We start from the raw sequence: 24,192 nt of genomic DNA on the forward strand, positions 1-24,192 counted from the left end.
TGACTCTCTTAGTGTTTCTTATGGTTATGGTATGGAACCTGAACAAGAAGCCTTATCTATTGTTTCCTTCAAGGACTGAGAGGTCGCTTCCCCGTTAATAAATTAAATCTCAAAATACACTGCTGAATACGCCGAAAGATCCAGCACAGCTTTCCCATCCGTAACCTTCACTTTCTTCTTCGTATACTTCTTACTTCCTCCAAATGTTACATCATCACTAGCCAGAATCACTTCCAGTTCCTTTGCATCCGTTATTGGAAGCTCATATCCTTCCTGATCCTCATCCGAGAAATTAAAGACAGCAATGATACGATCTTTTTCATCCGTTCTTTCGAACGCATAGATACAGCGCTCTTCCTGATGGCAGTCCAGCCACTGAAATCCTGCATTCTCATAATCTTTGGCAGAAAGAGCCGGAGTTGTCATATACAGATGATTCAGTTTCTGCATGAAGTGATGGAATGCATCGTGAATTGGATACTTCAGGATATCCCAGTCCTGCTCACGCTTTTCATCCCATTCGCGGAGCTGACCGATCTCGTTACCCATGAAGTTCAATTTTTTTCCCGGATGTGCGTACATATACATATAGAACGCACGCGCCTGTGGAAATTTCTCTTCGTACCCACCATACATTTTTTGTGCGATCGTTGCTTTTCCGTGAACAACTTCGTCATGTGAAAGAGGAAGAAGGAAATCGTCGTTATAATAATACATCATAGAGAAAGTAAGCTTATGATAATCACGGCTTCTGTACTCCGGTGCTGTGCGGAAGTAGTCGAGAGTATCGTTCATCCAACCCATATCCCATTTGTAATCGAATCCAAGTCCGCCCTGATCTACAGGTTTTGTGACACCTTCAAAAGAGGTGGAATCTTCGGCGGAGAGCATGGCTGTCGGATGCATTGTCTTTAATCCGCGGTTCATTTCACGGATAAAATCCACCGCATTATTGTTAACACCTCTTGCAGGTTCGCCCTGCCAGTAGATGATACGGCTGATGGCATCCATGCGGATTCCGTCTACGTGATAGACACTTAGCCAGTAATTTGCAGCAGACTGAAGGAAGCTTCGGACTTCGCCTCTGGAGTGCATAAAGTTACAGCTGCCCCATTCGCTGACACCGACATCCTGGTGTGGATATTCATAGAGTGCAGTTCCGTCATAGTCGGACAGTGCATAGTGATCAACGGCAAAATGTACCGGTACAAAATCCATGATGACACCGATGTCATTCTTATGGCAGGCATCGATGAATTTCATCAGTTCTTCGGCAGTTCCGTAGCGGGCGGTCGGACTGAAGAATCCAGTGTTCTGATATCCCCAGGATTCATCACATGGATGTTCGCTGAGCGGCATAATCTCAATATAATTGTAATCATTTTCTTTCAGATAAGGAATCAGGATGTCGATCATTTCTACATAAGTGTACCAGTCGTCTGCCTTTTCAGAAGGCTTCTTAAATGAGCCGAAATGCAGTTCGTAGATATTGAGTGGTTTGTCCTTGCATACCGAACGCTTCTGCATCCATTTGCTGTCTTTGAATTTATAGTGGGACAGATCGCGGATGATGGAAGCAAAGGCCGGGCGTAGTTCCATGCCGAAGCCATAAGGATCGCAGTGCTCCACGCAGCTTCCGTCCTGTCTGTAAATACGGTATTTGTACATCATACCCGGTTTTGCTCCCCTGGCATAGCATTCCCAAAAATTGCCGTCATAAGTTTTGTTCAGTTCCCATTCCTGCCAGTCGTTAAATTCCCCAATGACTGTAATGCGTGATGCGGCAGGTGCAAAGGTACGGAATGTGGTTCCGTCTTTGTCCGGGTGTGCGCCGAGAAATTCATAAGCGTCGAATATTTTTCCTGTGTAAAATCCGTAAAAATCCATATTAACCTCCGTGAAAATGCAACGTAAAAGATCAACTGTCGAAAAGATAATGGACAGTAGTTGCTTTTTTGATTTATAATCATATTATAAGAAAAATGCGAGGAGGTATCCACCAACAAAACCGACGAAAGGATGGATAACCGACGAATATGAGAAAGTGTTGGGAAATGGGAGGTAAGATGGATCTTAGAATTGAGAAAACAGAGCGGGGAATCAAGAACGCATTTATCGAACTGCGTTCCAGGAAACCTTTGGAAAAGATAACAGTAAAAGAACTATGTGAAAGTGCAAGAATCAATAAGTCTACCTTTTATGCGCATTATAAAGATATCTACGATTTGTCAGATGCGATGGAAGAAGAAGTAGTACAGTCGATTGCGAACAGTATCCAGCATCCGGAATATCTGCTGGAGCATCCGGCAGAGTTTGCACGGGAACTTCTGATGGCTTATGTATCGCAGAATTCCCTGACGGCGATTTTATTTTCCGGCAGTCAGGCGAATCATTTTGCGGATAGTATCGAGCGGAGCATCAAGCAGATGATCTTTGAAAAATACCCGGAATTGAAAGAAGATACAGCAATGAATGTGATGCTCAGCTATTGTATCCAGGGAAGCTACCACGCTTACCAGAAGAATCGGAGCGGAGATATCATGACGGTGATCGATGTGATCGCAGGGATGACGGGAGCGATTCGATCGATGTATGAAGAACGATTGGGGGAAAGCAGATCATGAATCTGGAACAGCCGTGTATCCGCATTTCGGTGCGGAATCTGGTGGAATTTATATTAAGACATGGAGATATTGACAACCGGACCGGAGGGGCAGATAAGGATGCCATGCAGCAGGGCAGCCGCATACACCGGAAAATCCAGAGACAGCAGGGGGCAGAGTACCGTGCAGAAGTTCCGTTAAAATATCAGATCCCGTGTGATGGATTTATCCTGAGTGTAGAAGGAAGAGCGGACGGAATCATAGAACTTCCGAAGCGTGTGGTGGTCGACGAGATCAAAGGTGTATTTAAAGATCTGAAACGTCTGGAAGAGCCACAGCTTTTGCATCTGGCACAGGCAAAATGCTATGCATATATTTATGCAGAACAAAATAATCTGGAAGAGATCGGAGTGCAGATGACGTATTGTAATCTGGATACCGAAGAGATCCGTAGATTCCGGGAGACATATACCCGGGCAGAACTTAAGAAATGGTTCGAAAAGCTGGTATCTGAATATGAAAAATGGGCAAGATACCAGATGACATGGAGAACAAAGAGAAATGCTTCCATTAAAACCGTAGAATTCCCATTCGAATATAGAGATGGACAGAAGAAACTGGTTGAGTCTGTATATCGGACCATTTTAAGAAAAAAGAAATTATTCATCCAGGCACCTACCGGAGTCGGCAAGACGATGGCGGCCGTATTTCCGGCGGTGAAAGCTGTCGGGGAAGAACTGGGAGAAAAGATTTTTTATCTGACGGCCAGGACGATTACCAGAACGGTGGCAAGTCAGGCATTCGCGATTCTGAGAGAACAGGATCTGAAGATGAAGGTCATCACATTGACGGCAAAAGAAAAAATCTGTTTCTGTGAAGAAACCATCTGTAATCCGGATGTGTGTCCATATGCAAAAGGGCATTTTGACCGTGTAAATGATGCCGTTTATGAACTGCTCACATCGACAGACGAGATGAGCCGGGAAGTATTGGAAGAACAGGCAAGAAAATGGAATGTATGTCCATTTGAAATGGCACTGGATGTATCACAGTGGGTAGACGCAGTTATATGTGATTATAATTATGTTTTTGATCCAAATGCACATCTGAAACGCTTTTTCGGAGACGGCGTCAAAGGAGAATACCTGTTCCTGATCGATGAGGCACACAATCTGGTAGAACGCGGCAGGACAATGTACAGCAGCAGTATTTGCAAGGAGGATTTTCTGAAGATCAAAAAGCTGGTAAAATACGGGGAACCGAAACTTGTCTCGGCGTTGGAGAGCTGCAATAAGCAGCTTCTGGAATTGAAAAGAGAATGTGACGGCTGCCAGATACTGAACAGTGTGTCACATGTGTATATTAAGCTTCTGTCTTTGATGACGAAGCTGGAAGAGTTTATAGAAGACTGTAGAGATGAAGTGATACGGAAAGAGGTGCTGGAGTTTTACTTTGGTATCCGTAATTTCATATATATTCATGACCGGCAGGATGAAAATTATATGATCTATTCAGAACTTAGTGAAGAAGGAAAGTTTTACCTGCATCTGTTCTGTGTCAATCCGGCAGGATGTCTGCAGGAATATATGGGGAAAGCAAATAGTACGATATTATTTTCGGCAACATTTCTTCCGATCAATTATTATAAAAAACTGTTATCTACAACAAAGGAAGACTATGCAATCTATGCGGAATCTCCATTTGAACCAGGCAAAAGATTATTGCTTCTGGGAAATGATGTCAGCACGAAGTATACCAGGCGAGGACCGGAGATGTACCGGAAGTATGCAGAATACGTGATGCATGTGATAAAAGGAAGAACAGGGAATTATATTGCGTTTTTTCCGTCTTATCGATTCCTGGAAAAAGTCTGGGAAGTATTCATGGAATTGCCACAGGAACAGATTGAAGTTGTAGTACAGTCCCAATATATGACGGAGCAGGAACGGGAAGAATTCCTGAAAAAATTCGAACAGGAAAGAGCACACAGCCTGATCGGTTTCTGTGTGATGGGTGGTGTCTTTTCAGAAGGAATTGATCTGACGGAAGATAAATTGATCGGAGCAATGGTCATCGGGACAGGACTTCCGCAAGTGTGTCTGGAACGGGAACTTTTAAAGTATTATTTCGACCGGAAGAATCTGAACGGATTCGATTATGCTTACCTGTATCCGGGGATGAATAAGGTGTTACAGTCCGCAGGAAGAGTTATCCGGACCGATCAGGACAGAGGTGTGATCACACTGTTGGATGACCGTTTTATGGACAGACAGTGCCAGGAGGTGTTCCCGAGGGAGTGGAATGATTTCCAGATCTGTAACAGTGAAAATATTGAAGAAAAGATTGCAAAATTCTGGAAGGCGGAAGAACAGACAGATACGAAATAAGCAGCATTAAAAAGAAAAATACCATGAGGAACATATGCTCCTATGGTATTTTCCATCATGCATCCGAAAGATGTATTAAAAATAAGATAAAAATTCTTGCGCGGCTTTGGATATCGGGACTTTTTCGTTATATGCGATGACAAGCTCCCTTTCTGGAAGTACTTCTTTTGTCTCGACAATGAAAAGCGAATCCGAATCGGAGGTCTGGGAAAGGCAGAAATCCGGAATAAATGCAATTCCAAGTCCGATGCGGGCAAGGTCAATGAGAAGATCATTACTGCTGAGTTCAATCTCCGGAACCAGATCCAGCTGGTTCTGAAGAAACAGATTGTGCAGATATTCACTGGTTGTACTTTTTCTGTCCAGCATAAGGATCGGATAGTTCAGAAGTTCTTTGAAAGAGAGCTTCTTTCCTTTTAATTCCTCAAATGCCTTGTCTGCGATAAATACATCCTGAAAATCTTTGATTTTTTTTACATTCGGAACATTCCCGAGATAAGCATTCGGTGAATTGACAACGATCAGATCCACCTGTCCGGTCTCAAGGAGTTCTACACAGCGAATGGATGTCGCATTGGTAACTTTGATATGCGCTCCGGGAAATTCCCGGTGGAAACGTTCCAGATAAGGTACCAGAAAATACCGGCAGATCGTGTCACTGGCTCCGATATGAAGCTGTCCTCCACGTGCGCCGACATCGAGGAGCTGGCTTTCGCCGCGCTTGATCAGGCTGATCGCCGGTTCGATGTGGCGCAGAAGGATCTCACCTTCGGTAGTAAGACGGACTTTCTTGGTACTCCGGATGAATAAGGTCTGATCCAGCTTCTTCTCCAGTGCCTTGATGGACTGGCTGACAGCCGACTGTGAGATGAACAATTGCTTGGAGGCTTCCGAAAAGCTTAAGGTGGAAGCTACATAGTAAAATACTTTATATAATTCATAGTTAATATCCATGATAAGTCCTCCTAATGAATCTTAACTGTATTATAAGTGAAATGAAAGAAAATTACAACCGTATTTATAAATAGAAGTGTTATAATAATGAAAAGCAGGAGGAAAAAGACTTGAAGAAGCTAACAACGATCATATCTGTTACGGCCATGATGTGTGCAGTGATGGCAGCACTGATATTTAGTATATGGCTGGCCGTATATGGAGACAGTAATTACAGGTTTTATAAAAAAGAATATCAACGCTATGAAGTAACGGAAGATCTGGATATGAGCATAGACCATGTCATGTATGTGACAGAACATATGATGAATTATCTGATCGGGAAAGAGGAGGAGCTGTCGGTTGTGACGACAGTGGAAGGAAGAGAGCAGGATTTCTTTAATGAAAGAGACCGGCTGCATATGCGTGATGTCAGGAATCTCTTCCTGGGAGGAATGAAAGTCGGAGTAATCTGTCTGGCTGTGGCAACAGTTATACTGGCGGTACTGAGAAAACGGGAAGAAGACTGGAAGAGACTGTATTTCAGAACATATTCGATCGCACTGAGTGCCTGGCTGGTCATAGGCGTACTGCTGGGGATTGCATTCCGTGTAGATTTTACAACGTGTTTTACGATTTTTCATAAGCTGTTTTTTACCAATAATCTGTGGGTATTCGACCCGGAGACGGATTATATGATACGGATGCTGCCGGAAGGATTCTTTTCTGATATGGTGATCCGCATCAGTGAAGTGTTTGGTGGAGTGCTGCTTCTGATATGGATTGTATTGTTTTTTGGAAAAAATAATTGCAAAAAGGAAGAGAAAAAAGTTGATTAATAAGTGTGAATTATAAAAGTGTTTAGATATATTAATTGTATTAAATAATGATTGTTGTGTTATACTAACAATAGAAAATGTGTAAAAATTCATTTGTGGAGGATTACTTATGAGCAATGTAAAAAGAGTGTACGTGGAGAAAAAATCAGGATTTGATGTACAGGCAAAGGAACTTAAGACCGAGATCCGAAGCTATCTTGGAATCAAAGACGTAGACAGCGTCCGTGTACTGATCCGTTACGATGTGGAAAACGTATCGGATGAGACATTTGAGAAAGCATGTAACGGCATCTTTTCTGAACCACCTGTAGATACATTATATAAAGAAGAATTTCAGGCAGAAGAAGGAAGCAAGATCTTTTCCGTAGAATTTCTTCCGGGACAGTTTGATCAAAGAGCAGATTCCGCTGTGCAGTGTATTCAGTTTATCAAAGAAGACGAGCAGCCGGTAATCCGTACTGCGACTACTTACGTGATCCATGGTGGAAACGGAACTGTTTCGGATGAAGAATTCGAAGCAATCAAAGAGCATTGTATTAACCCTGTAGATTCCAGAGAAGCACAGGAAGAAAAACCGGAGACACTGGTTACTGTATTCGATGAGCCGGCAGATGTAAAGATCTTTGACGGATTTAAAGATATGGAAGAAAGCAAACTGAAAGAATTATACGATTCTCTCGGACTTGCCATGACATTTAAGGATTTCCAGCATATCCAGAATTATTTTGCGTCAGAAGAAGACAGAGATCCTTCTATGACAGAGATCCGTGTTCTGGATACCTACTGGTCAGATCACTGCCGTCATACAACATTCTCGACAGAACTTACAGATGTTTCGTTCGGCGATGGTGATTACAGAGAGCCGATGGAAGCAACTTATAAACAGTATATCGCTGACCACAGTGAGATTTTCAAAGGAAGAGAAGATAAGTTTGTCTGCCTGATGGATCTTGCACTGATGGCAATGAGAAAATTAAAACGTGAAGGAAAGTTACAGGATCAGGAAGAGTCTGATGAGATCAATGCATGCAGTATCGTTGTTCCGATCGAGGTAGACGGAGTGGAAGAAGAGTGGCTTGTAAACTTTAAGAACGAGACACATAACCATCCGACAGAGATCGAGCCATTCGGTGGTGCTGCTACCTGCCTTGGAGGAGCTATCCGTGATCCATTGTCAGGACGTACTTATGTATATCAGGCAATGCGCGTGACAGGAGCCGCTGATCCTACCGTATCTGTAAAGGATACATTAAAAGGAAAGCTTCCACAGAAGAAACTGGTCAGAGAAGCAGCTCATGGATATAGTTCATATGGTAACCAGATCGGCCTGGCAACCGGAGCGGTAAAAGAAATCTATCATCCGAATTATGTTGCAAAACGTATGGAGATCGGAGCAGTGCTTGGAGCAGCACCGAGACGTGCGGTTATCAGAGAGACATCGGATCCTGGAGATATCATCATTCTTCTTGGCGGACGTACCGGACGTGACGGCTGCGGCGGAGCAACAGGATCTTCCAAAGTACATACAGAAGAGTCCATCGAAACATGTGGGGCAGAAGTGCAGAAAGGTAATGCACCGACAGAAAGAAAGATCCAGAGATTATTTAGAAGAGAAGAAGTCAGCAAGCTGATCAAGAAATGTAACGACTTCGGTGCAGGTGGAGTATCCGTTGCTATCGGAGAACTTGCAGACGGACTTCAGATCGATCTTGATAAAGTACCTAAGAAATATGCCGGTCTTGACGGAACAGAGATCGCAATCTCTGAATCACAGGAACGTATGGCAGTTGTTGTAGATCCAAAAGATGTAGATGAATTCATGAAATATGCATCCGAAGAGAACCTGGAGGCAACAAAAGTAGCAGTTGTAACAGAAGATCCAAGACTGGTACTTTCATGGAGAGGAAAAGAGATTGTAAATCTTTCACGTGCATTCCTTGACACCAACGGAGCACACCAGGAGACAACGGTAGCAGTTGACATTCCGAACAGAAAAGACAGTATCCTTGTAAGAGAAGATGTGAAAGATGTAAGAGAAAAATGGCTCGGCATGTTAAAAGACCTGAATGTATGCTCACAGAAAGGTCTGGTAGAGATGTTCGACGGATCGATCGGAGCAGCTTCTGTATTCATGCCGCATGGTGGAAAATATCAGAAGACAGAGACACAGGCAATGGTGGCAAAACTTCCGGTATTAACAGGAGACTGCGATACTGTAAGTATGATGAGTTACGGATTCGATCCGTATCTGTCAACATGGAGTCCATATCACGGAGCAATCTATGCAGTGACAGAATCTATCGCTAAGATCGTAGCAGCAGGCGGTGACTACAGCAAGATCCGTTTCACATTCCAGGAATACTTCCGTCGTATGACAGAAGATCCACACAGATGGAGCCAGCCGTTTGCGGCACTTCTTGGTGCTTACAGTGCACAGCTTGGATACGGACTTCCTTCTATTGGTGGAAAAGACAGTATGTCAGGAACGTTTGAAGACATTGACGTACCGCCGACACTGGTATCTTTCGCAGTAGACATTGCAAAAGAGAAAGACATTATTTCACCGGAACTTAAGAAAGCCGGAGATAAACTTGTATGGCTTCGCATCGAGACGGATAATTACGATATTCCTGTATACGGAAAGGTTATGGATCAGTATGGTAAGTTTACTGAAGATATCCACAGCGGCAAGATCGTAGCAGCTTATGCATTAGACAGACATGGTATCGCGGCAGCAGTCAGCAAGATGGCTTTCGGTAACGGCATGGGTGTGAAGATTGAGCATAATGTAGATGCAAGAGATTTATTTGCACCGGCATTCGGAGATATCATTGCAGAAGTACCTGCAGATAAGGTGTCTGAACTTGGAATTACCTATACCGTGATCGGTGAAGTGACAGATAATGCGGCAATCGAATATAAAGATGTGAAGATCGCATTAGAAGAGGCAGTATCTGCATGGGAAGAGACGCTGGAAAAGGTATTCCCGACCAATTCCGGAGCGGAAGGACAGGACGAGAAGGTGGAGACAGGATTATATGATACATCAGATATCTATATCTGCAGCCACAAGATTGCGCAGCCAACAGTATTTATCCCGGTAATGCCTGGAACAAACTGTGAATATGACAGTGCGAAAGCATTCGAAAGAGCAGGAGCAAAGGTGATCACAAAAGTATTCAGAAATATGAGTGCATCTGATATCGTTGATTCTGTAGAAGTATTTGAAAAAGCGATCGAACAGTCACAGATCATCATGTTCCCAGGTGGATTCAGTGCAGGTGACGAACCGGACGGATCAGCAAAATTCTTCGCAACAGCATTTAAGAATGCGAAGATGAAAGAAGCGGTAGAAAAATTATTGAATGAGCGTGACGGACTGGCACTTGGTATCTGCAACGGATTCCAGGCTCTGATCAAGCTTGGTCTGGTACCAAGCGGAGAGATTACAGGACAGCAGCCGGATTCACCGACACTTACATACAACACGATCGGCCGCCATATCTCCAAGATGGTCTATACAAAAGTAGTAACGAACAAATCTCCATGGCTCAGAGAAGCAGAACTTGGCGGAGTATACACCAACCCTGCATCTCATGGTGAAGGAAGATTTGTTGCAAATAAAGAATGGCTGGACAAGTTATTCGCAAATGGCCAGGTTGCAACACAGTACTGTGATCCGGAAGGAAATATCACGATGGACGAAGAATGGAATGTCAACGGTTCTTACTGTGCAATCGAAGGTATTACAAGCCCGGATGGACGTGTACTTGGCAAGATGGCACACTCAGAAAGAAGAAATAGAAGTGTGGCAATGAACATTTACGGAGAACAGGATATGAAGATCTTCGAATCCGGAGTAAAATACTTCAGATAATGAAACAGACAGAGAGAAGAACAGAATTCTATGTATTGTGATAAATGCAATTCAGAGTGCGTTCTGTTTCAAAAAAATGAATAAAATACAAGAAAAAGCACAAAACCCTTGCAAAATCTGCAAGGGTTTTGTAAAAAGTTGCAAAAATAACAAAAAACTGTAAAAATATCTTGCCAGATACACTTGTTTGCTTTACAATAGTAAAGGACAAAGGCGTCAGGGAAAAACAGATGGCGTAAGTCATCTGTTTTTTTATAGTAAAGTATGCCTTTGAAAAGGATACGTATATTATTTAGGAGGTAGAAAGCTATGTCATATGTTGATGAAGTACTAGAGAAAGTAGTAGCTAAGAATCCTGCAGAGCCAGAATTCCACCAGGCAGTAAAAGAGGTATTAGAGTCATTAAGAGTTGTTGTAGAGGCTAACGAGGAGAAATTCAGAAAAGACGCTCTTCTTGAAAGACTTGTTGAACCTGAAAGACAGATCAAATTCCGTGTTCCATGGGTAGACGATAAAGGACAGGTTCAGGTTAATACAGGATACCGTGTACAGTTTAACAGCGCAATCGGACCATACAAAGGAGGATTACGTCTGCACCCATCTGTAAACCTTGGTATCATCAAATTCCTTGGATTTGAGCAGATCTTCAAGAACTCACTGACAGGACTTCCGATCGGCGGAGGTAAAGGTGGTTCTGACTTCGATCCTAAGGGAAAATCAGACAGAGAAGTAATGGCATTCTGCCAGAGCTTTATGACAGAACTTTGCAAATATATCGGAGCTGACACAGATGTTCCTGCAGGAGACATCGGAACAGGTGCAAGAGAGATTGGTTACATGTTCGGTCAGTACAAGAGAATCAGAGGCCTGTATGAAGGTGTTCTGACAGGAAAAGGATTAAGCTACGGCGGATCTTTAGCAAGAACAGAAGCTACAGGATATGGACTTCTCTACTTAACAGAAGAATTATTAAAGATCAACGGAAAAGACATCAAGGGAATGACAGTTGCAGTTTCCGGAGCTGGTAACGTTGCAATCTATGCAATCCAGAAAGCTCAGCAGCTTGGAGCGAAAGTTGTAACAGCAAGTGATTCTACAGGATGGGTATATGATCCGGACGGAATCGACGTTGCAGCATTAAAAGAAATCAAAGAAGTAAAACGTGCAAGACTGACAGAGTACAAGAACTACCGTCCTAATTCAGAATATCATGAAGGACGCGGTGTATGGTCTGTTAAGGTTGACCTTGCTCTTCCATGTGCTACACAGAACGAACTTCACCTTGAAGATGCAAAACAGTTAGTTGCTAACGGATGCGTAGCTGTATGCGAAGGTGCTAACATGCCTACTACATTAGAAGCAACACAGTATCTGCAGGAGAATGGTGTGATCTTTGCACCTGGTAAGGCTGCAAATGCCGGTGGTGTTGCTACATCTGCACTTGAGATGTCACAGAACAGCGAGAGACTTAGCTGGACATTCGAAGAAGTAGATGCAAAACTGAAGAACATCATGGTAAACATCTGCCACAACATGGATGATGCTGCAAAACGTTACGGAATGGAAGGTAACTATGTTGCCGGAGCTAACATTGCAGGATTTGAAAAAGTCGTAGATGCTATGACAGCTCAGGGAATCGTATAATATTTTCAAAAATGCCCCGCAGGCCTTGTGTTTGCGGGGCTTTTTTTGAATCAGATTAACGCACAGCGATTTTGATTTATTCCGGTTATAGAAGAAATTGTAGAAAAAATTTGAAAAAATCAAAAAAACAGTTGACTTTCCAAAAAACCAATGCTATACTAACGAAGTCGGTTCGAGAGAGACGACAAAATATATGGGATCATAGCTCAGCTGGGAGAGCATCTGCCTTACAAGCAGAGGGTCATAGGTTCGAGCCCTATTGGTCCCATACATTTTCTAAAATTGGTTGTGGCGGGATAGCTCAGTTGGCTAGAGCACACGGTTCATACCCGTGGTGTCGCTGGTTCAAATCCAGTTCCCGCTACTGATTATGGCGGGATAGCTCAGTTGGCTAGAGCACACGGTTCATACCCGTGGTGTCGCTGGTTCAAATCCAGTTCCCGCTATTTTTGTGCCAATGTATGCGGAACAAGCTGCCTGTGGCAGGTATGCTGCATTTCTATATATCGTAACACAGCAAGAGAGTCGGAAGTATCCGGTTCTTTTTTTGTTGTTTAATTTTATATATCGAAGTATACAAGAAAAGCGAAATCGTCTATAATACATTACATGTGATGTATAGAAACAGGAGGGATAGGAATATGGTACCAAGAAGCAGTTTGATCATTCGTTCGCTTGCAGGGGCGTATATAACTTATCTGGGAGGAAAACTTTTAGTGGATTCGCTGAAGAATCATCCAGACAATTATGTGTTTTATGCGGGAGCCGGGGTTGTTTTTGTGATCATAGGAATCTTCTGGCTTGGAAAATATGGTTCAAAGCTTATAAAAAAGGAATATCAAGATGACAGTGTGATGGGACAATTAAAAGATAAGGAAGAACAGTCAGAAGAAGCAGAAACAGAAGAAGCAGAAACAAAGGAAGGAGAATAATATATGCGTGTAGGTATGGGTTATGATGTACATAAATTAGTAGACGGAAGAGATCTGATACTTGGCGGAGTAAAGATCCCTTATGAAAAGGGACTTCTTGGTCATTCGGATGCAGATGTATTATTGCATGCGGTCATGGATGCACTTCTTGGGGCGGCGGCGCTTGGAGATATCGGAAAGCACTTTCCGGATACCGATCCGGCGTACAAGGGAGCGTCCAGCATAAAACTTCTGGAAGAAGTAGGAAAATTAATTGATGAAAAATTATATGTGATCGGCAATATCGATGCAACGATCATCGCACAGCGTCCGAAGATGGCACCGCACATTGAACAGATGAGAAAAAATGTGGCAGAAGCACTGCACATTGAAGTTGAACAGGTGAACATTAAGGCAACAACGGAGGAAGGACTTGGATTTACCGGAACGGGAGAAGGTATTTCTTCTCAGGCAATTGCAAGTCTGGATACGATTGCTAATTACAGTTACAGAGTCGGACCGGCAGAAGGCGGATGTGCCGGATGCGGCGGATGTATGAAAGCGCAGGACAGATAAGAAACTTGTTGGGAAGGAAAATCAAAATGAAAATAAGAAAACTGGAAACAGGAGAAAAGCTGAATACAAGAAAACTGTACGAAGAAGTGTTTTCAGAAGACAGCAAAGACTTTGTTGACTATTATTACGAAGAAAAAGTAAAAGACAATCAGATTTATGTGGTAGAAGAAGACGGGGAGATACAGGCGATGCTGCATCTGAATCCGTACGAACTTGCAGTAAACGGCAGCAGAAAAGACGTGAATTATATTGTCGCTGTTGCAACGAGAAAATCATATCGGAAACGTGGCTTTATGGCAGGAATGTTGAAACAGGCGTTAAATGATATGTATGCAGATGGAGAGACATTTACATTTCTGATGCCGGCATCGGAGAGCATCTATCTGCCATTTGATTTCCGGACGGTGTATGAACAGAATCGGGCATATTATGATCCGGAAGCGGAAGTGGAAGAAGGTACAGATGTGACGGATGCCTCAGTGGAAGATGCAGAAAAAATGGCTGTTTATATGGAAGGCAGGCTGTCGCAGTCGTATCAGGTCTACGCAAAAAGAAATACAACTTATTATGAACGTCTGATCAAAGAATATGCAAGTGACGGAGGGGCGTTAAAGATATATAAAAAAGAAGGAGCGGTCACAGATATTAAGATCGCAGCAGAGGCTGAAGAAGTAGATGGGGAAAAACCTAAGATTATGATCCGTATCATAGATGTCAGACGGATGCTGATGTCTTTGAGACTCAAAACATTTATGGGAACATGTTTTACGGTGACAGATCCGGTTATCAAAGAAAATAACCGATGTGTCATGATTACGGGGACAGAATTTTCGGGAGTGATGCTGATGGATGGAAAGCCGGAAAACAGTGAAGGAACACTCACCGTAGCGGCGCTTACGAGCCTTGTATTCGGTGTGAAGACCGCAGAAGAAATCTGTGCGGACGGTGATGCGGTCATGTCGGATCGAATGAAAGAAGAATTAGATAAGATCATTCCATTGTCACAGATTTATCTGAATGAAACGGTATAAAGAAGAATCTTTTGTTTTTCTTTAGAATTTTCTGAAGTCACCCTTAAGAAATACCGGATAGGATGATAATAACAGAGGAAAAAGCTGGAATCAGGAAAAGGATGAAAAATGTGATGGAGATGAATCATGTACTGGTCGTAGAAGACGACAAGGAAATCAGGGAAGGCGTGGAGATATATCTGAAGAGTCAGGGCTATGAAGTATTTCAGGCGGCTGATGGTGCAGAAGGACTGGATGTTATAGAAAGGGAAGATATTCATCTGGCAATCGTGGATATCATGATGCCGGTAATGGATGGAATCTCTATGGTCGTAAAACTCAGGGAGAAGTATGATTTCCCGGTGATTTTTCTTTCTGCAAAATCAGAAGAAGTGGATAAGATCATGGGATTGAATATGGGGGCTGACGATTATGTGACAAAGCCATTTACTCCGATGGAACTGCTTGCCAGAGTCAATTCACAGCTTCGCAGATACCGCAGGTTTATGGAACGGCTGGAGGATAAGAACGAAAATTCCAGGATCCATACGATAGGCGGACTGGAAATCAATGAGGATAATGTAGAAGTCACAATTGACGGTGAAACGGTAAAGATGACTCCGATTGAGTATAAGATCCTGCTGCTTCTGGTGAAGAGTCCGGGACGGGTATTTTCTGCGGAGGAGATCTACGAAAGGGTATGGAATGAACGTGCGGTCAATACAGATACGATCATGGTGCACGTCAGAAATATCCGCGAAAAGATAGAGTTGAATCCAAGAGAACCAAAATACTTAAAGGTGGTGTGGGGCGTTGGATACAAAATTGAAAAACAGGCGTAAACTGGGACTTTTTCTTGCTGCTGTGACGATACTTGGAGCAGCGTTTTTCATGATATATAATTATCATACGATATATAGAAAAGCAGTCAGTGAAGCGCAGAAGACTTATACAACTTCACTTTCGGACAGGGAATATCTGGAAAGTTTTCTGGAATTCAGTTATGTCCTTTATAATCAGGAGATATCATCCAAGACAGGAGAAGCAAAAATGTCTCAGGAGGAGATCCGTGATGCTGCAGAAGTATGGATGGAAGATTATGAAGCGTTATATCCATATCTGGATTACAGGATTGAGGATGGATCAGGGGCAGTCCTGGGACGAAGCACAGCGAATACCGGAAAGGGTCTGGCAGATGACAGTTTCAAAGAATATGCATTTGGTATGGTACTGACTTATGATGAACACGGAGATCTGGATGTAAAAGTTGTAAAGAGCAGTGAAAAGACAACGCAGAGTATTGCTCTCAGAAAGATTATAGATAACTGGAGTGAGACGGTTGAGGATGCCGCCGGCGGCGAATTGAAGACGCCGAAGAACCGTACATATATCTATGGAATGAAGAAAAATGGAATTGAACAATATCTGAACCAATGGTACTGGTTCGGGGATGAAGCGCCGAATGATGCATGGTATATGATGCTTGCCTGCATGGCAGCGGTAGGTGTGGCAGCATGGATTCTTGCACAAAGTGATACGCTGGGGATTGGCGGCAGAAAGCTTTTTCAACAGCCGTTTGAGATTGTTTTTATCGTTGCGGTAACAGGACTGGGACTTTTGGACAATAAGCTGAACTGGATTGTAACAAGGACGAAGGGAAGGCCCGGGGCGATGGATGCCGCAATCTGGATTGCAGCATTTGCTGTCACATACTGGGCAGCAAGCTGTGTCAGTGAAATACAGAAGACTGGTGTCAGAAAGTATGTTACAGAGCGGACGCTGTTGTGGCGTATGTGGAAAACGCTGAGGAAAGAAGCTCCGGCAGCAGCGGAAAGAGTCGGACGAGACAGCGGAAGATTGTACCGGAAAGTGAAAGAAATGGCACACAGGCTGTATCAGACCATTACAGATATCGACTTTACAGACAAAAGCAGTAAGGCAATTCTGAGGATTGTGCTTGTGAACTTTATCATTCTGGCAGTGACGAGTATTTTCTGGTTTTATGGAATTATGGCACTGATCATATATTCGGTAATTCTATACTTTATTTTGAAGAAATATTTTAATGAAATAAAGAAAAACTATCACAGACTGTTAGAAGCGACAAATGAGATTGCCGATGGAAATCTGGATGTGGAGATTGATGAAAATCTGGGGGTGTTCGAGCCGTTTAAAGAAGAGATTGAGAAGATACAGACCGGATTCAAGAAAGCGGTGGATGAAGAAGTGAAAAGCCAGCGGATGAAGACCGAACTGGTGACGAATGTTTCGCATGACCTGAAGACTCCATTGACTGCGATTATCACCTATGTGAATCTGCTGAAGATGGAACATGATCCGGAAAGACAGAAAGAATACATTGATGTACTGGATAGAAAATCACTCCGGTTAAAAGCATTGATTGAAGATTTGTTTGAAATCAGTAAAGCGAGCAGCCGTTCGGTGAACCTGAATATTATCGAGATGGATATTGTGAATCTTTTTAAACAGGTGAAATTAGAAATGGAAGAAAAGATTACGGAAGCAAATCTGGATTTCCGTCTGGATATTCCGGAGGAGAAAGTGATCGTGGCGCTGGATGGACAGAAGACATACCGGATATTCGAGAATCTGATTGGAAATGCAGTGAAATATGCAATGCCTCATACAAGAGTTTACGTGAAGATTGCAGCGGAAGAGGGTGAGGCGGTATTCCGGATGAAGAATGTATCGGCCACCGAGCTTACATTTAATCCGGAAGAGATTACGGAGCGTTTTGTCAGAGGCGATTCGGCAAGAAATACCGAAGGATCCGGACTCGGACTTGCAATTGTTAAGAGCTTTGTGGAAATTCAGAAAGGAAAGTTCTGGATCGAGACGGAAGCAGATCTTTTTAAAGCAGAGATCCGATGGAAACTGGTTGACAAAAAAGATGATATCGCATAATATATATTCTATATGAGAAAGACTTTGAACGGAAAGAGTAGCAGATGCGTTGTGTTGAAAGAGAGAAACTGTCACCGGCTGAAAGCAGTTTCCGATTACAGCTTTTGTGAAGTGCGTCCGGGAGTCGGTCCGGTGAGAAAGAAGGATAACATCATAGCCGGATCCGGGATTACACACGTTACGTGTACTGAGAGAAGAATGCGGGTAATAGAACTGTATTCTTTAAAAAGAGTGGAACCGCGGATATACTTCGTCTCTTGTGTAAAGCAGGAGACGGAGTTTTTTTGTACCAAAGCATACAGAACAGGCGGTAAACTTATAAAAAGGAGAGATCATAGATGGGCATCATATCATATGTCAATGAAGAAATTCAGGTGATACGGGAACGGGATCCTGCGATCAAGTCGAATATGGAAGTATTCCTGTATTCTAGTTTCAAAGCAATTCTTCATTACAGAATCGCACATAAGCTCTATCTGAAGAAACATTATTTTCTTGCCAGATGGGTATCGCAACGGGCAGTAAGAAAGACCGGAATCGAGATCCATCCGGGGGCAACAATAGGAAAAGGATTATTTATCGACCACGGAAGCGGAGTGATCATCGGAGAGACTGCGGAACTGGGAGATAATATTACCTTGTATCAAGGAGTCACACTTGGAGGAACCGGAAAAGAACAAGGCAAGAGACATCCGACCCTGAGAGATAACGTTATGGTGAGTGCAGGAGCAAAGGTTCTTGGTTCATTTACCATCGGAGAAAATTCCAAGATTGGAGCGGGATCGGTAGTACTGGAAGAAGTACCGCCGAATTGTACAGTTGTAGGTGTGCCGGGCAGAGTGGTTAAGATGAATGATGAGAAGATACCGAGACTCGATATGGATCAGGTGCATCTGCCGGATCCGATTTCAAATGATATCAGAGAACTGCAGGCAGATAACATAAGAATGCACAGACAGATCCAGGAGATGGAGAAACGCATGCAATGTTTAAAAGAGAATCCGATACCGGAAGAAAAAGAGGAGGAGAACGCGAAAAATGAAGATTTTTAATACAATGACAAAGAAAAAAGAAGAATTTATACCTTTGGAAGAAGGAAAGGTAAAGATGTATGTATGCGGGCCTACCGTATATAACTTTATCCATATTGGAAATGCCAGACCAATGATCGTATTCGACACGGTCAGAAGATATTTTGAATACAAAGGATATGATGTGAATTATGTATCCAATTTTACAGACGTAGACGATAAGATCATCAAAAAAGCCATCGAAGAAGGGGTGACAGCCGATGAGATTTCCAAACGTTACATTGCAGAGTGTAAAAAAGATATGGACGGTATGAATATCAAACCGGCAACCAAGAATCCGCTTGCGACGGAAGAAATCTGCGGTATGGTAGATATGATCCAGACGTTGATTGATAAAGGATTTGCATATGAGAAGAATGGTACCGTATATTACAGTACAAGAAAGTTCAAAGATTACGGTAAGCTTTCGCACAAGAATCTGGATGATCTTCGTTCGGGTGAACGTTCCCTTTTGGTATCCGGAGAAGATGAGAAAGAAGATCCGCTGGATTTTGTACTTTGGAAACCGAAGAAAGAAGGAGAGCCTGCATGGGAGTCTCCGTGGAGCGAAGGACGTCCGGGATGGCACATCGAGTGCTCAGAGATGTCTAAGAAATATCTCGGAGAGCAGATCGACATTCATGCCGGCGGAGAAGATCTTGTATTCCCACATCATGAAAATGAGATTGCGCAGAGTGAGGCTGCAAATGGCAAGGAATTTGCAAGATACTGGATGCACAATGCATTCCTGAACATTGATAACAGAAAGATGAGTAAATCTCTCGGAAACTTCCGTACCGTACGTGAGATCAGCGAACAGTACGATCTGCAGGTACTTCGTTTCTTCATGCTGAGTGCACATTACAGAAGCCCACTGAATTTCAGTGCAGATCTGATGGAAGCATCCAAGAATGGTCTGGAGCGTATCGTAAATGCAGCAGATAATCTGAAGTTCCTTATGGGAAATGCAAAAGCAGAAGCAATCACAGATGCAGAAGCAGAAAACTTTACAAAAACAGAAGAGTTTGTTGCAGGATTTGAAAAGGCAATGGACGATGACTTCAATACAGCAGATGCCGTTGCAGCAATCTTTGACCTTGTAAAATATATCAATACAACAACCGATGTAGAAAGTTCCAAAGAATATCTTCAGAAATTATTCGATTTGCTTGTGAAGTTAACAGGAGTTCTGGGACTGATCGTAGATAAGAAAGAAGAGATCCTGGACGAAGACATCGAGAAACTGATCGAGGAGCGTCAGGCAGCACGTAAGGCTAAAGACTTTGCAAGAGCCGATGCAATCCGTGATGAACTGTTAGAGAAGGGTATCATCTTAAAGGATACCAGAGAAGGAGTACAATGGAAAAGAGCGTAGAGTGGGGATTTGACACTTATATGCAGGAGATTTTCCAGATGAAAGAGGTGGATATTAAAGAATATTCACCTCTTACTTTGGCATATATCGGAGACTGCATTTATGATCTGATCATTAAATCCCTGGTGATCAATGAAGGAAACCGTCAGGTACAGAAGCTGCACCAGAAGACCAGCTCTTATGTCCAGGCGTCCGCACAGTCGAAAATGATGCGTACGATGCAGGAACACCTGACAGAAGAAGAACATGCTGTCTATAAAAGAGGCCGCAATGCCAAGAGCGTGTCGCCGGCGAAGAACCAGTCGATTACAGATTACAGACGTGCGACGGGATTTGAAGCTCTGCTTGGATATCTATATCTGAAAAAAGAGTGGAAAAGAATGCTGGAACTGGTTAAAATAGGTCTGGACAGTATCAAAGAATAATAAGGAGTGTCAAATATGAGTTACGATAAGAATGTAAATGAAAGTATCATAGAAGGAAGAAATGCCGTTATGGAAGCATTTCGTTCCGGAAAACCGGTAGACAAGCTGTATGTACTGGATGGATGTCAGGATGGTGCAGTGAGATCCATCATCCGCGAGGCAAGAAAGCATGACACGATATTGAATTTCGTGGAAAAAGACCGTCTGAACCAGTTGTCGGAGACCGGTAAACACCAGGGAGTGATCGCAAGTGTTGCTGCATATGAATATGCAGAGGTAGAGGATATGTTAAAGCTTGCAGAAGAAAAGGGAGAAGATCCGTTTCTGATCATTCTGGATAATATTGAAGATCCGCACAATCTCGGTGCGATCATCCGTACTGCGAATCAGGCAGGGGCACACGGTGTGATCATACCAAAGAGACGGGCAGTCGGACTGACGGCAACCGTAGCAAGAACTTCCGCAGGGGCCCTGAATTATACGCCGGTTGCAAAAGTAACAAATCTGGTAAAGACGATGGAAGATTTGAAGAAAAAAGGTCTGTGGTTCGTATGTGCCGATATGGACGGGGATGTCATGTATGATGTCAATATGAAAGGACCGATCGGACTCGTAATTGGTAATGAAGGCGAAGGTGTGGGACGTCTGGTAAAAGACACCTGTGACTTTACTGCAAGAATTCCGATGAAGGGGGATATCGATTCCCTGAATGCATCGGTGGCAGCGGGCGTCCTTGCATATGAGATTGTGAGACAGAGGAGTGTATGACAGAGTATAAAAAATTAACAGATGAAGAACTGATCCGCAGACTCCGGATGGGAGAAACGGGAATTATCGATTATCTGATGGAAAAATATAAGAATCTGGTCAGAAAAGAAGCCAATGCAATGTATCTGCTCGGCGGTGAGACGGATGATCTGATCCAGGAGGGGATGATCGGACTTTTTAAAGCAGTTCAGGACTACGATGTGGATCAGGAAGCATCCTTCTTCAGCTTTGCAAGGCTATGTGTGACAAGACAGTTGTATTCGGCAATTGAAGCTTCAAACAGAAAGAAACACAGTCCGCTCAACAGTTATATTTCCCTGTATGAAAGAGAAGACGGGGAAAACTCGTTGATCGATACAATGGAATCCGGACATGAGACGAATCCGGAAGAACTGCTTGTCAGTCAGGAACGTGCGAAGACGTTGGAAGAACGTCTGGAAAAAGAATTAAGTGAACTGGAGCGCAGAGTTCTGTATCTTCATCTGATGGGAACGGATTATAAGACGATCGCAAAGCTTCTGGACCGGAGTCCAAAGACGATTGATAATGCACTTCAGAGAATCAAGGGAAAGATGCAGAAGATTCTGGAAAAGGAAAAATAAATCTAAAGAGGATATAAATATCGGCTGAATTTTTAATTATAAAAAAATCCCGTAAAACAATCATTTGAAAGTTTTACGGGACTTCTCTTGTAAGCTGCCTAGCGGAATCGAACCGCCGACCTCCGCCTTACCAAGGCGACGCTCTACCGACTGAGCCAAGGCAGCATGCATAAGTGATATGCAACGTTGATACTATACACTGAAAGGAGTACATTTGTCAATATATTTTCGTGATATTAATTGAAAATCGTGAAAAATCCTGTGAAAATCAGGAATATGAAAAGAAATGGTAATAGAGAGGAAGAAGAAAATGAAAAAGATGAAAACAATGACCGAAGGAGTGATTTGGAAAGAAATACTATTCTTTGCAATTCCACTGATTCTGGGGAATCTGTTTCAGCAGCTGTATAATACGGTGGATTCGATTATTGTCGGCAACTATGTGGGAAGTAACGCACTGGCAGCAGTCGGATCCAGCGGTGCGATCATTAACCTGCTGATCGGTTTCTGCATAGGAGCATCGACTGGTGCAGGTGTTGTAATCTCGCAGTTTTATGGGGCCAAAAATACAGAAGGCGTGAGGAAGGCTGTACATACTACGATGGCGATCGCGCTGGTAGCAGGAGTGCTTCTGACTGTAATCGGAATTACAGTGACACCATCGATGCTGCGCCTGATGGGAACACCGGACAAGGTATTTGAACAGTCGGTAATCTATCTGCAGGTATATTTTGGCGGAAGTTTATTTTCGGTAGTTTACAATATGTCGGCGGGTGTTCTGAATGCCGTGGGCAATTCCAGACGTTCCCTGGTATACCTGATGATCGCGGCGATTTCAAATATATTCCTGGATCTGATCATGGTTGTCGGACTGAAGCTTGGAATCGTTGGCGCGGCACTGGCTACGGATATCAGTCAGTTGATATCATGCATTTTTATATGGGGATTTCTGATCAGAAGTGAAGATGTATATAAGTTGAAGATTAAGGAGATCCGATGCTATGATCATCTGCTTTCGAAGATCATCCGCATCGGAATCCCGACAGGAATCCAGAATATTGTAATTTCGCTTTCAAACCTGATCGTGCAGGCAAGTGTGAATAGTTTTGGAGCGACAGTTATGGCCGGTTTTGCAGCTTATATAAAAATCGATGGATTTAATATCCTGCCGGTACTGAGTATCAGTATGGCGGCAACTACATTTGCCGGACAGAATATTGGTGCAGGGAAAGCAGACAGGGTCAGAAAAGGAATGTACATATCCACAGCAATGGGTGCCGGGTATTCTGTGATAACCGGAATTGTGCTGCTGATATTCGCTCCGCAGGTAATCGGAGTCTTTACGACGAACCATAAGGTGGTGGAATATGGTGTATATATTATGAAATATTTCTGCCCGTTTTACTGGATGCTTGGAATCCTGCATGTGCTTGGCGGAACGATCAGAGGAACCGGCAAGACGATGCAGGCCATGATTGTATTTCTGGTATCATTATGCGGATTCCGTGTGATGTGGATTGCAGGAACCATGGCATGGGTAAAGAGTCTCGGCCATGTGATGATGTGCTATCCGACCTCATGGCTTTTGGGCATGCTTTTGATGATTCTGTATGTCTGGAAAGGAAACTGGATGGTTTTAAGGACGGAAAAGATATAGACAAATGCAAAAAAAGTTTGAAGATAAAAAGATGTCTTCAAACTTTTTTTGACCTCTAGCTGATCTTTTTCGAAGAAATCAGACACATAAAGGTCTAAAAAATAAAAAAAAGAGGTTTTTGGTATCGAAATCATTGACAAACGACATGTTGTGATTTATTTTTTAGATAGAGCCAAAAAAGGGAGATTATTTATGAATAGGAATATTATGATACAGACACTCAGAAGATTTAAAGTCACATCAGGATATAAAGGATACTATTATCTGTTGGATGCTGCAGATATCATCAGTGGATTCCATACAAAAGAAAAGCCGTTTGCGACACAGAATGATATATACATCCCGATAGGAGAAAAACACGAAACCAGTTTTTATAATGTGGAACGCGGGATACGTGTAGTCGTTGATAAGTGTTGGAAAGAAGATAAAGAACTTATGATGGAGATCCTTGGTTACCATGCGATCAAGTGTCCAAGTAATTCTGAATTTCTGGATGCATTTACATTTTTCTGCGAAAACCGGTAAAAGAGGTATCTTCCCTTGTTTCATCATATTTTTTATGATAAGATAATGAGCATAATGTATAGTTA

Annotated in this window: 19 protein-coding genes, 4 tRNA genes and 1 other annotated feature; of the genes, 20 read left to right on the top strand and 3 right to left on the bottom strand. The window is 42.9% G+C overall.

All coding sequences use genetic code 11. The annotated features are described in order from the left end of the window. Nucleotides 1-102: 102 nt before the first annotated feature. Entirely contained in the window at nucleotides 103-1,887 is a 1,785-nt protein-coding gene (gene glgB / locus GT508_RS08340; RefSeq protein WP_161144003.1) for a 1,4-alpha-glucan branching protein GlgB, read from the bottom strand. Nucleotides 1,888-2,066: 179 nt separating this feature from the next. Here glgB and GT508_RS08345 point away from each other — a divergent pair, with 179 nt between their 5' ends. Beyond that, nucleotides 2,067-2,624, top strand: a complete 558-nt coding sequence (locus tag GT508_RS08345; protein ID WP_117597817.1) for a TetR/AcrR family transcriptional regulator — start codon at nucleotides 2,067-2,069, stop codon at nucleotides 2,622-2,624. Beyond that, nucleotides 2,621-4,990, top strand: a complete 2,370-nt coding sequence (locus GT508_RS08350; protein WP_161144004.1) for a helicase C-terminal domain-containing protein — start codon at nucleotides 2,621-2,623, stop codon at nucleotides 4,988-4,990. The genes GT508_RS08345 and GT508_RS08350 overlap by 4 nt, the downstream gene beginning before the upstream one ends. 75 nt (nucleotides 4,991-5,065) lie before the next feature. Here the strand turns inward: GT508_RS08350 and GT508_RS08355 are convergent, their stop codons facing one another. After that, nucleotides 5,066-5,944, bottom strand: a complete 879-nt coding sequence (locus tag GT508_RS08355) for a LysR family transcriptional regulator (RefSeq protein ID WP_055284140.1) — start codon at nucleotides 5,942-5,944, stop codon at nucleotides 5,066-5,068. A 110-nt stretch (nucleotides 5,945-6,054) separates the two neighbouring features. On the opposite strand from GT508_RS08355, the gene GT508_RS08360 reads away from it, so the two are divergent. The 16 genes from GT508_RS08360 (at nucleotide 6,055) to sigH (ending at nucleotide 21,945) form a co-directional block, all read left to right on the top strand. Continuing rightward, nucleotides 6,055-6,762: a TIGR01906 family membrane protein gene (locus tag GT508_RS08360; RefSeq protein WP_243144096.1), complete on the top strand. Its 708-nt coding sequence runs from the start codon at nucleotides 6,055-6,057 to the stop codon at nucleotides 6,760-6,762. A 109-nt stretch (nucleotides 6,763-6,871) separates the two neighbouring features. Beyond that, nucleotides 6,872-10,639, top strand: coding sequence for a phosphoribosylformylglycinamidine synthase (locus GT508_RS08365; RefSeq protein WP_161144005.1), 3,768 nt, complete (start codon nucleotides 6,872-6,874; stop codon nucleotides 10,637-10,639). A gap of 309 nt (nucleotides 10,640-10,948) precedes the next feature. Further along, nucleotides 10,949-12,283: an NADP-specific glutamate dehydrogenase gene (gene gdhA, locus GT508_RS08370; RefSeq protein ID WP_006427973.1), complete on the top strand. Its 1,335-nt coding sequence runs from the start codon at nucleotides 10,949-10,951 to the stop codon at nucleotides 12,281-12,283. A 195-nt stretch (nucleotides 12,284-12,478) separates the two neighbouring features. After that, nucleotides 12,479-12,551, top strand: a tRNA-Val gene (locus tag GT508_RS08375). 22 nt (nucleotides 12,552-12,573) lie between these two features. After that, nucleotides 12,574-12,647, top strand: a tRNA-Met gene (locus tag GT508_RS08380). Nucleotides 12,648-12,655: 8 nt separating this feature from the next. Continuing rightward, a tRNA-Met gene (locus tag GT508_RS08385) sits at nucleotides 12,656-12,729 on the top strand. Between the two features lie 195 nt (nucleotides 12,730-12,924). Further along, nucleotides 12,925-13,215, top strand: a complete 291-nt coding sequence (locus tag GT508_RS08390; RefSeq protein ID WP_161144006.1) for a hypothetical protein — start codon at nucleotides 12,925-12,927, stop codon at nucleotides 13,213-13,215. Nucleotides 13,216-13,218: 3 nt separating this feature from the next. After that, entirely contained in the window at nucleotides 13,219-13,770 is a 552-nt protein-coding gene (ispF, locus tag GT508_RS08395; protein WP_055284137.1) for a 2-C-methyl-D-erythritol 2,4-cyclodiphosphate synthase, read from the top strand. 26 nt (nucleotides 13,771-13,796) lie between these two features. After that, nucleotides 13,797-14,801, top strand: coding sequence for a GNAT family N-acetyltransferase (locus GT508_RS08400; RefSeq protein WP_161144007.1), 1,005 nt, complete (start codon nucleotides 13,797-13,799; stop codon nucleotides 14,799-14,801). A 113-nt stretch (nucleotides 14,802-14,914) separates the two neighbouring features. Further along, the gene (locus tag GT508_RS08405; protein ID WP_161144008.1) at nucleotides 14,915-15,622 is read left to right on the top strand and encodes a response regulator transcription factor; all 708 of its coding nucleotides are present in this window, start codon (nucleotides 14,915-14,917) and stop codon (nucleotides 15,620-15,622) included. Continuing rightward, the gene (locus GT508_RS08410) at nucleotides 15,594-17,705 is read left to right on the top strand and encodes a HAMP domain-containing sensor histidine kinase (RefSeq protein WP_161144009.1); all 2,112 of its coding nucleotides are present in this window, start codon (nucleotides 15,594-15,596) and stop codon (nucleotides 17,703-17,705) included. The genes GT508_RS08405 and GT508_RS08410 overlap by 29 nt, the downstream gene beginning before the upstream one ends. A gap of 15 nt (nucleotides 17,706-17,720) precedes the next feature. Next, nucleotides 17,721-17,966: a binding site (T-box leader), on the top strand. A 77-nt stretch (nucleotides 17,967-18,043) separates the two neighbouring features. After that, nucleotides 18,044-18,757 (top strand): serine O-acetyltransferase EpsC, encoded by a 714-nt coding sequence (gene epsC / locus GT508_RS08415; protein WP_028086017.1) that lies wholly within the window; start codon nucleotides 18,044-18,046, stop codon nucleotides 18,755-18,757. Beyond that, nucleotides 18,744-20,150, top strand: a complete 1,407-nt coding sequence (cysS, locus tag GT508_RS08420) for a cysteine--tRNA ligase (RefSeq protein ID WP_161144010.1) — start codon at nucleotides 18,744-18,746, stop codon at nucleotides 20,148-20,150. The genes epsC and cysS overlap by 14 nt, the downstream gene beginning before the upstream one ends. Then, the gene (locus GT508_RS08425) at nucleotides 20,135-20,575 is read left to right on the top strand and encodes a Mini-ribonuclease 3 (RefSeq protein ID WP_028086015.1); all 441 of its coding nucleotides are present in this window, start codon (nucleotides 20,135-20,137) and stop codon (nucleotides 20,573-20,575) included. Before cysS ends, GT508_RS08425 begins: the two co-directional genes overlap by 16 nt. A gap of 15 nt (nucleotides 20,576-20,590) precedes the next feature. Next, nucleotides 20,591-21,343, top strand: coding sequence for a 23S rRNA (guanosine(2251)-2'-O)-methyltransferase RlmB (rlmB, locus tag GT508_RS08430; protein ID WP_161144011.1), 753 nt, complete (start codon nucleotides 20,591-20,593; stop codon nucleotides 21,341-21,343). Next, complete coding sequence (gene sigH, locus GT508_RS08435; protein ID WP_055284132.1) at nucleotides 21,340-21,945, top strand: RNA polymerase sporulation sigma factor SigH; 606 nt, start codon at nucleotides 21,340-21,342, stop codon at nucleotides 21,943-21,945. Before rlmB ends, sigH begins: the two co-directional genes overlap by 4 nt. A 92-nt stretch (nucleotides 21,946-22,037) precedes the next feature. Here the strand turns inward: sigH and GT508_RS08440 are convergent. Then, a tRNA-Thr gene (locus tag GT508_RS08440) sits at nucleotides 22,038-22,110 on the bottom strand. Between the two features lie 145 nt (nucleotides 22,111-22,255). Here GT508_RS08440 and GT508_RS08445 point away from each other — a divergent pair. Together GT508_RS08445 and GT508_RS08450 are read left to right on the top strand one after the other, a co-directional pair. Further along, nucleotides 22,256-23,602 carry an MATE family efflux transporter gene (locus tag GT508_RS08445; protein ID WP_161144012.1) on the top strand — a complete coding sequence of 449 codons (1,347 nt, stop codon included), beginning with the start codon at nucleotides 22,256-22,258 and terminating at the stop codon, nucleotides 23,600-23,602. A gap of 192 nt (nucleotides 23,603-23,794) precedes the next feature. Then, nucleotides 23,795-24,127 (top strand): sporulation initiation factor Spo0A C-terminal domain-containing protein, encoded by a 333-nt coding sequence (locus GT508_RS08450; RefSeq protein ID WP_055284130.1) that lies wholly within the window; start codon nucleotides 23,795-23,797, stop codon nucleotides 24,125-24,127. The last annotated feature ends 65 nt before the right edge of the window (nucleotides 24,128-24,192 follow it).

Source organism: Dorea sp. BIOML-A1, assembly GCF_009875615.1.
Classification (GTDB): Bacteria; Bacillota; Clostridia; order Lachnospirales; family Lachnospiraceae; genus Dorea_A; species Dorea_A amylophila.

Excerpts from the sequence above, each read along its gene's own strand:
- GT508_RS08445 (WP_161144012.1), top strand. The coding sequence starts at position 22,256 with ATGAAAAAGATGAAAACAATGACCGAAGGAGTGATTTGGAAAGAAATA.
- glgB (WP_161144003.1), bottom strand. The coding sequence starts at position 1,887 with ATGGATTTTTACGGATTTTACACAGGAAAAATATTCGACGCTTATGAA.
- GT508_RS08355 (WP_055284140.1), bottom strand. The coding sequence starts at position 5,944 with ATGGATATTAACTATGAATTATATAAAGTATTTTACTATGTAGCTTCC.
- gdhA (WP_006427973.1), top strand. The coding sequence starts at position 10,949 with ATGTCATATGTTGATGAAGTACTAGAGAAAGTAGTAGCTAAGAATCCT.
- GT508_RS08345 (WP_117597817.1), top strand. The coding sequence starts at position 2,067 with ATGGATCTTAGAATTGAGAAAACAGAGCGGGGAATCAAGAACGCATTT.
- GT508_RS08400 (WP_161144007.1), top strand. The coding sequence starts at position 13,797 with ATGAAAATAAGAAAACTGGAAACAGGAGAAAAGCTGAATACAAGAAAA.
- epsC (WP_028086017.1), top strand. The coding sequence starts at position 18,044 with ATGGGCATCATATCATATGTCAATGAAGAAATTCAGGTGATACGGGAA.
- GT508_RS08405 (WP_161144008.1), top strand. The coding sequence starts at position 14,915 with ATGGAGATGAATCATGTACTGGTCGTAGAAGACGACAAGGAAATCAGG.
- GT508_RS08425 (WP_028086015.1), top strand. The coding sequence starts at position 20,135 with ATGGAAAAGAGCGTAGAGTGGGGATTTGACACTTATATGCAGGAGATT.
- GT508_RS08390 (WP_161144006.1), top strand. The coding sequence starts at position 12,925 with ATGGTACCAAGAAGCAGTTTGATCATTCGTTCGCTTGCAGGGGCGTAT.
- GT508_RS08350 (WP_161144004.1), top strand. The coding sequence starts at position 2,621 with ATGAATCTGGAACAGCCGTGTATCCGCATTTCGGTGCGGAATCTGGTG.
- GT508_RS08365 (WP_161144005.1), top strand. The coding sequence starts at position 6,872 with ATGAGCAATGTAAAAAGAGTGTACGTGGAGAAAAAATCAGGATTTGAT.
- ispF (WP_055284137.1), top strand. The coding sequence starts at position 13,219 with ATGCGTGTAGGTATGGGTTATGATGTACATAAATTAGTAGACGGAAGA.
- sigH (WP_055284132.1), top strand. The coding sequence starts at position 21,340 with ATGACAGAGTATAAAAAATTAACAGATGAAGAACTGATCCGCAGACTC.
- GT508_RS08450 (WP_055284130.1), top strand. The coding sequence starts at position 23,795 with ATGAATAGGAATATTATGATACAGACACTCAGAAGATTTAAAGTCACA.
- cysS (WP_161144010.1), top strand. The coding sequence starts at position 18,744 with ATGAAGATTTTTAATACAATGACAAAGAAAAAAGAAGAATTTATACCT.
- rlmB (WP_161144011.1), top strand. The coding sequence starts at position 20,591 with ATGAGTTACGATAAGAATGTAAATGAAAGTATCATAGAAGGAAGAAAT.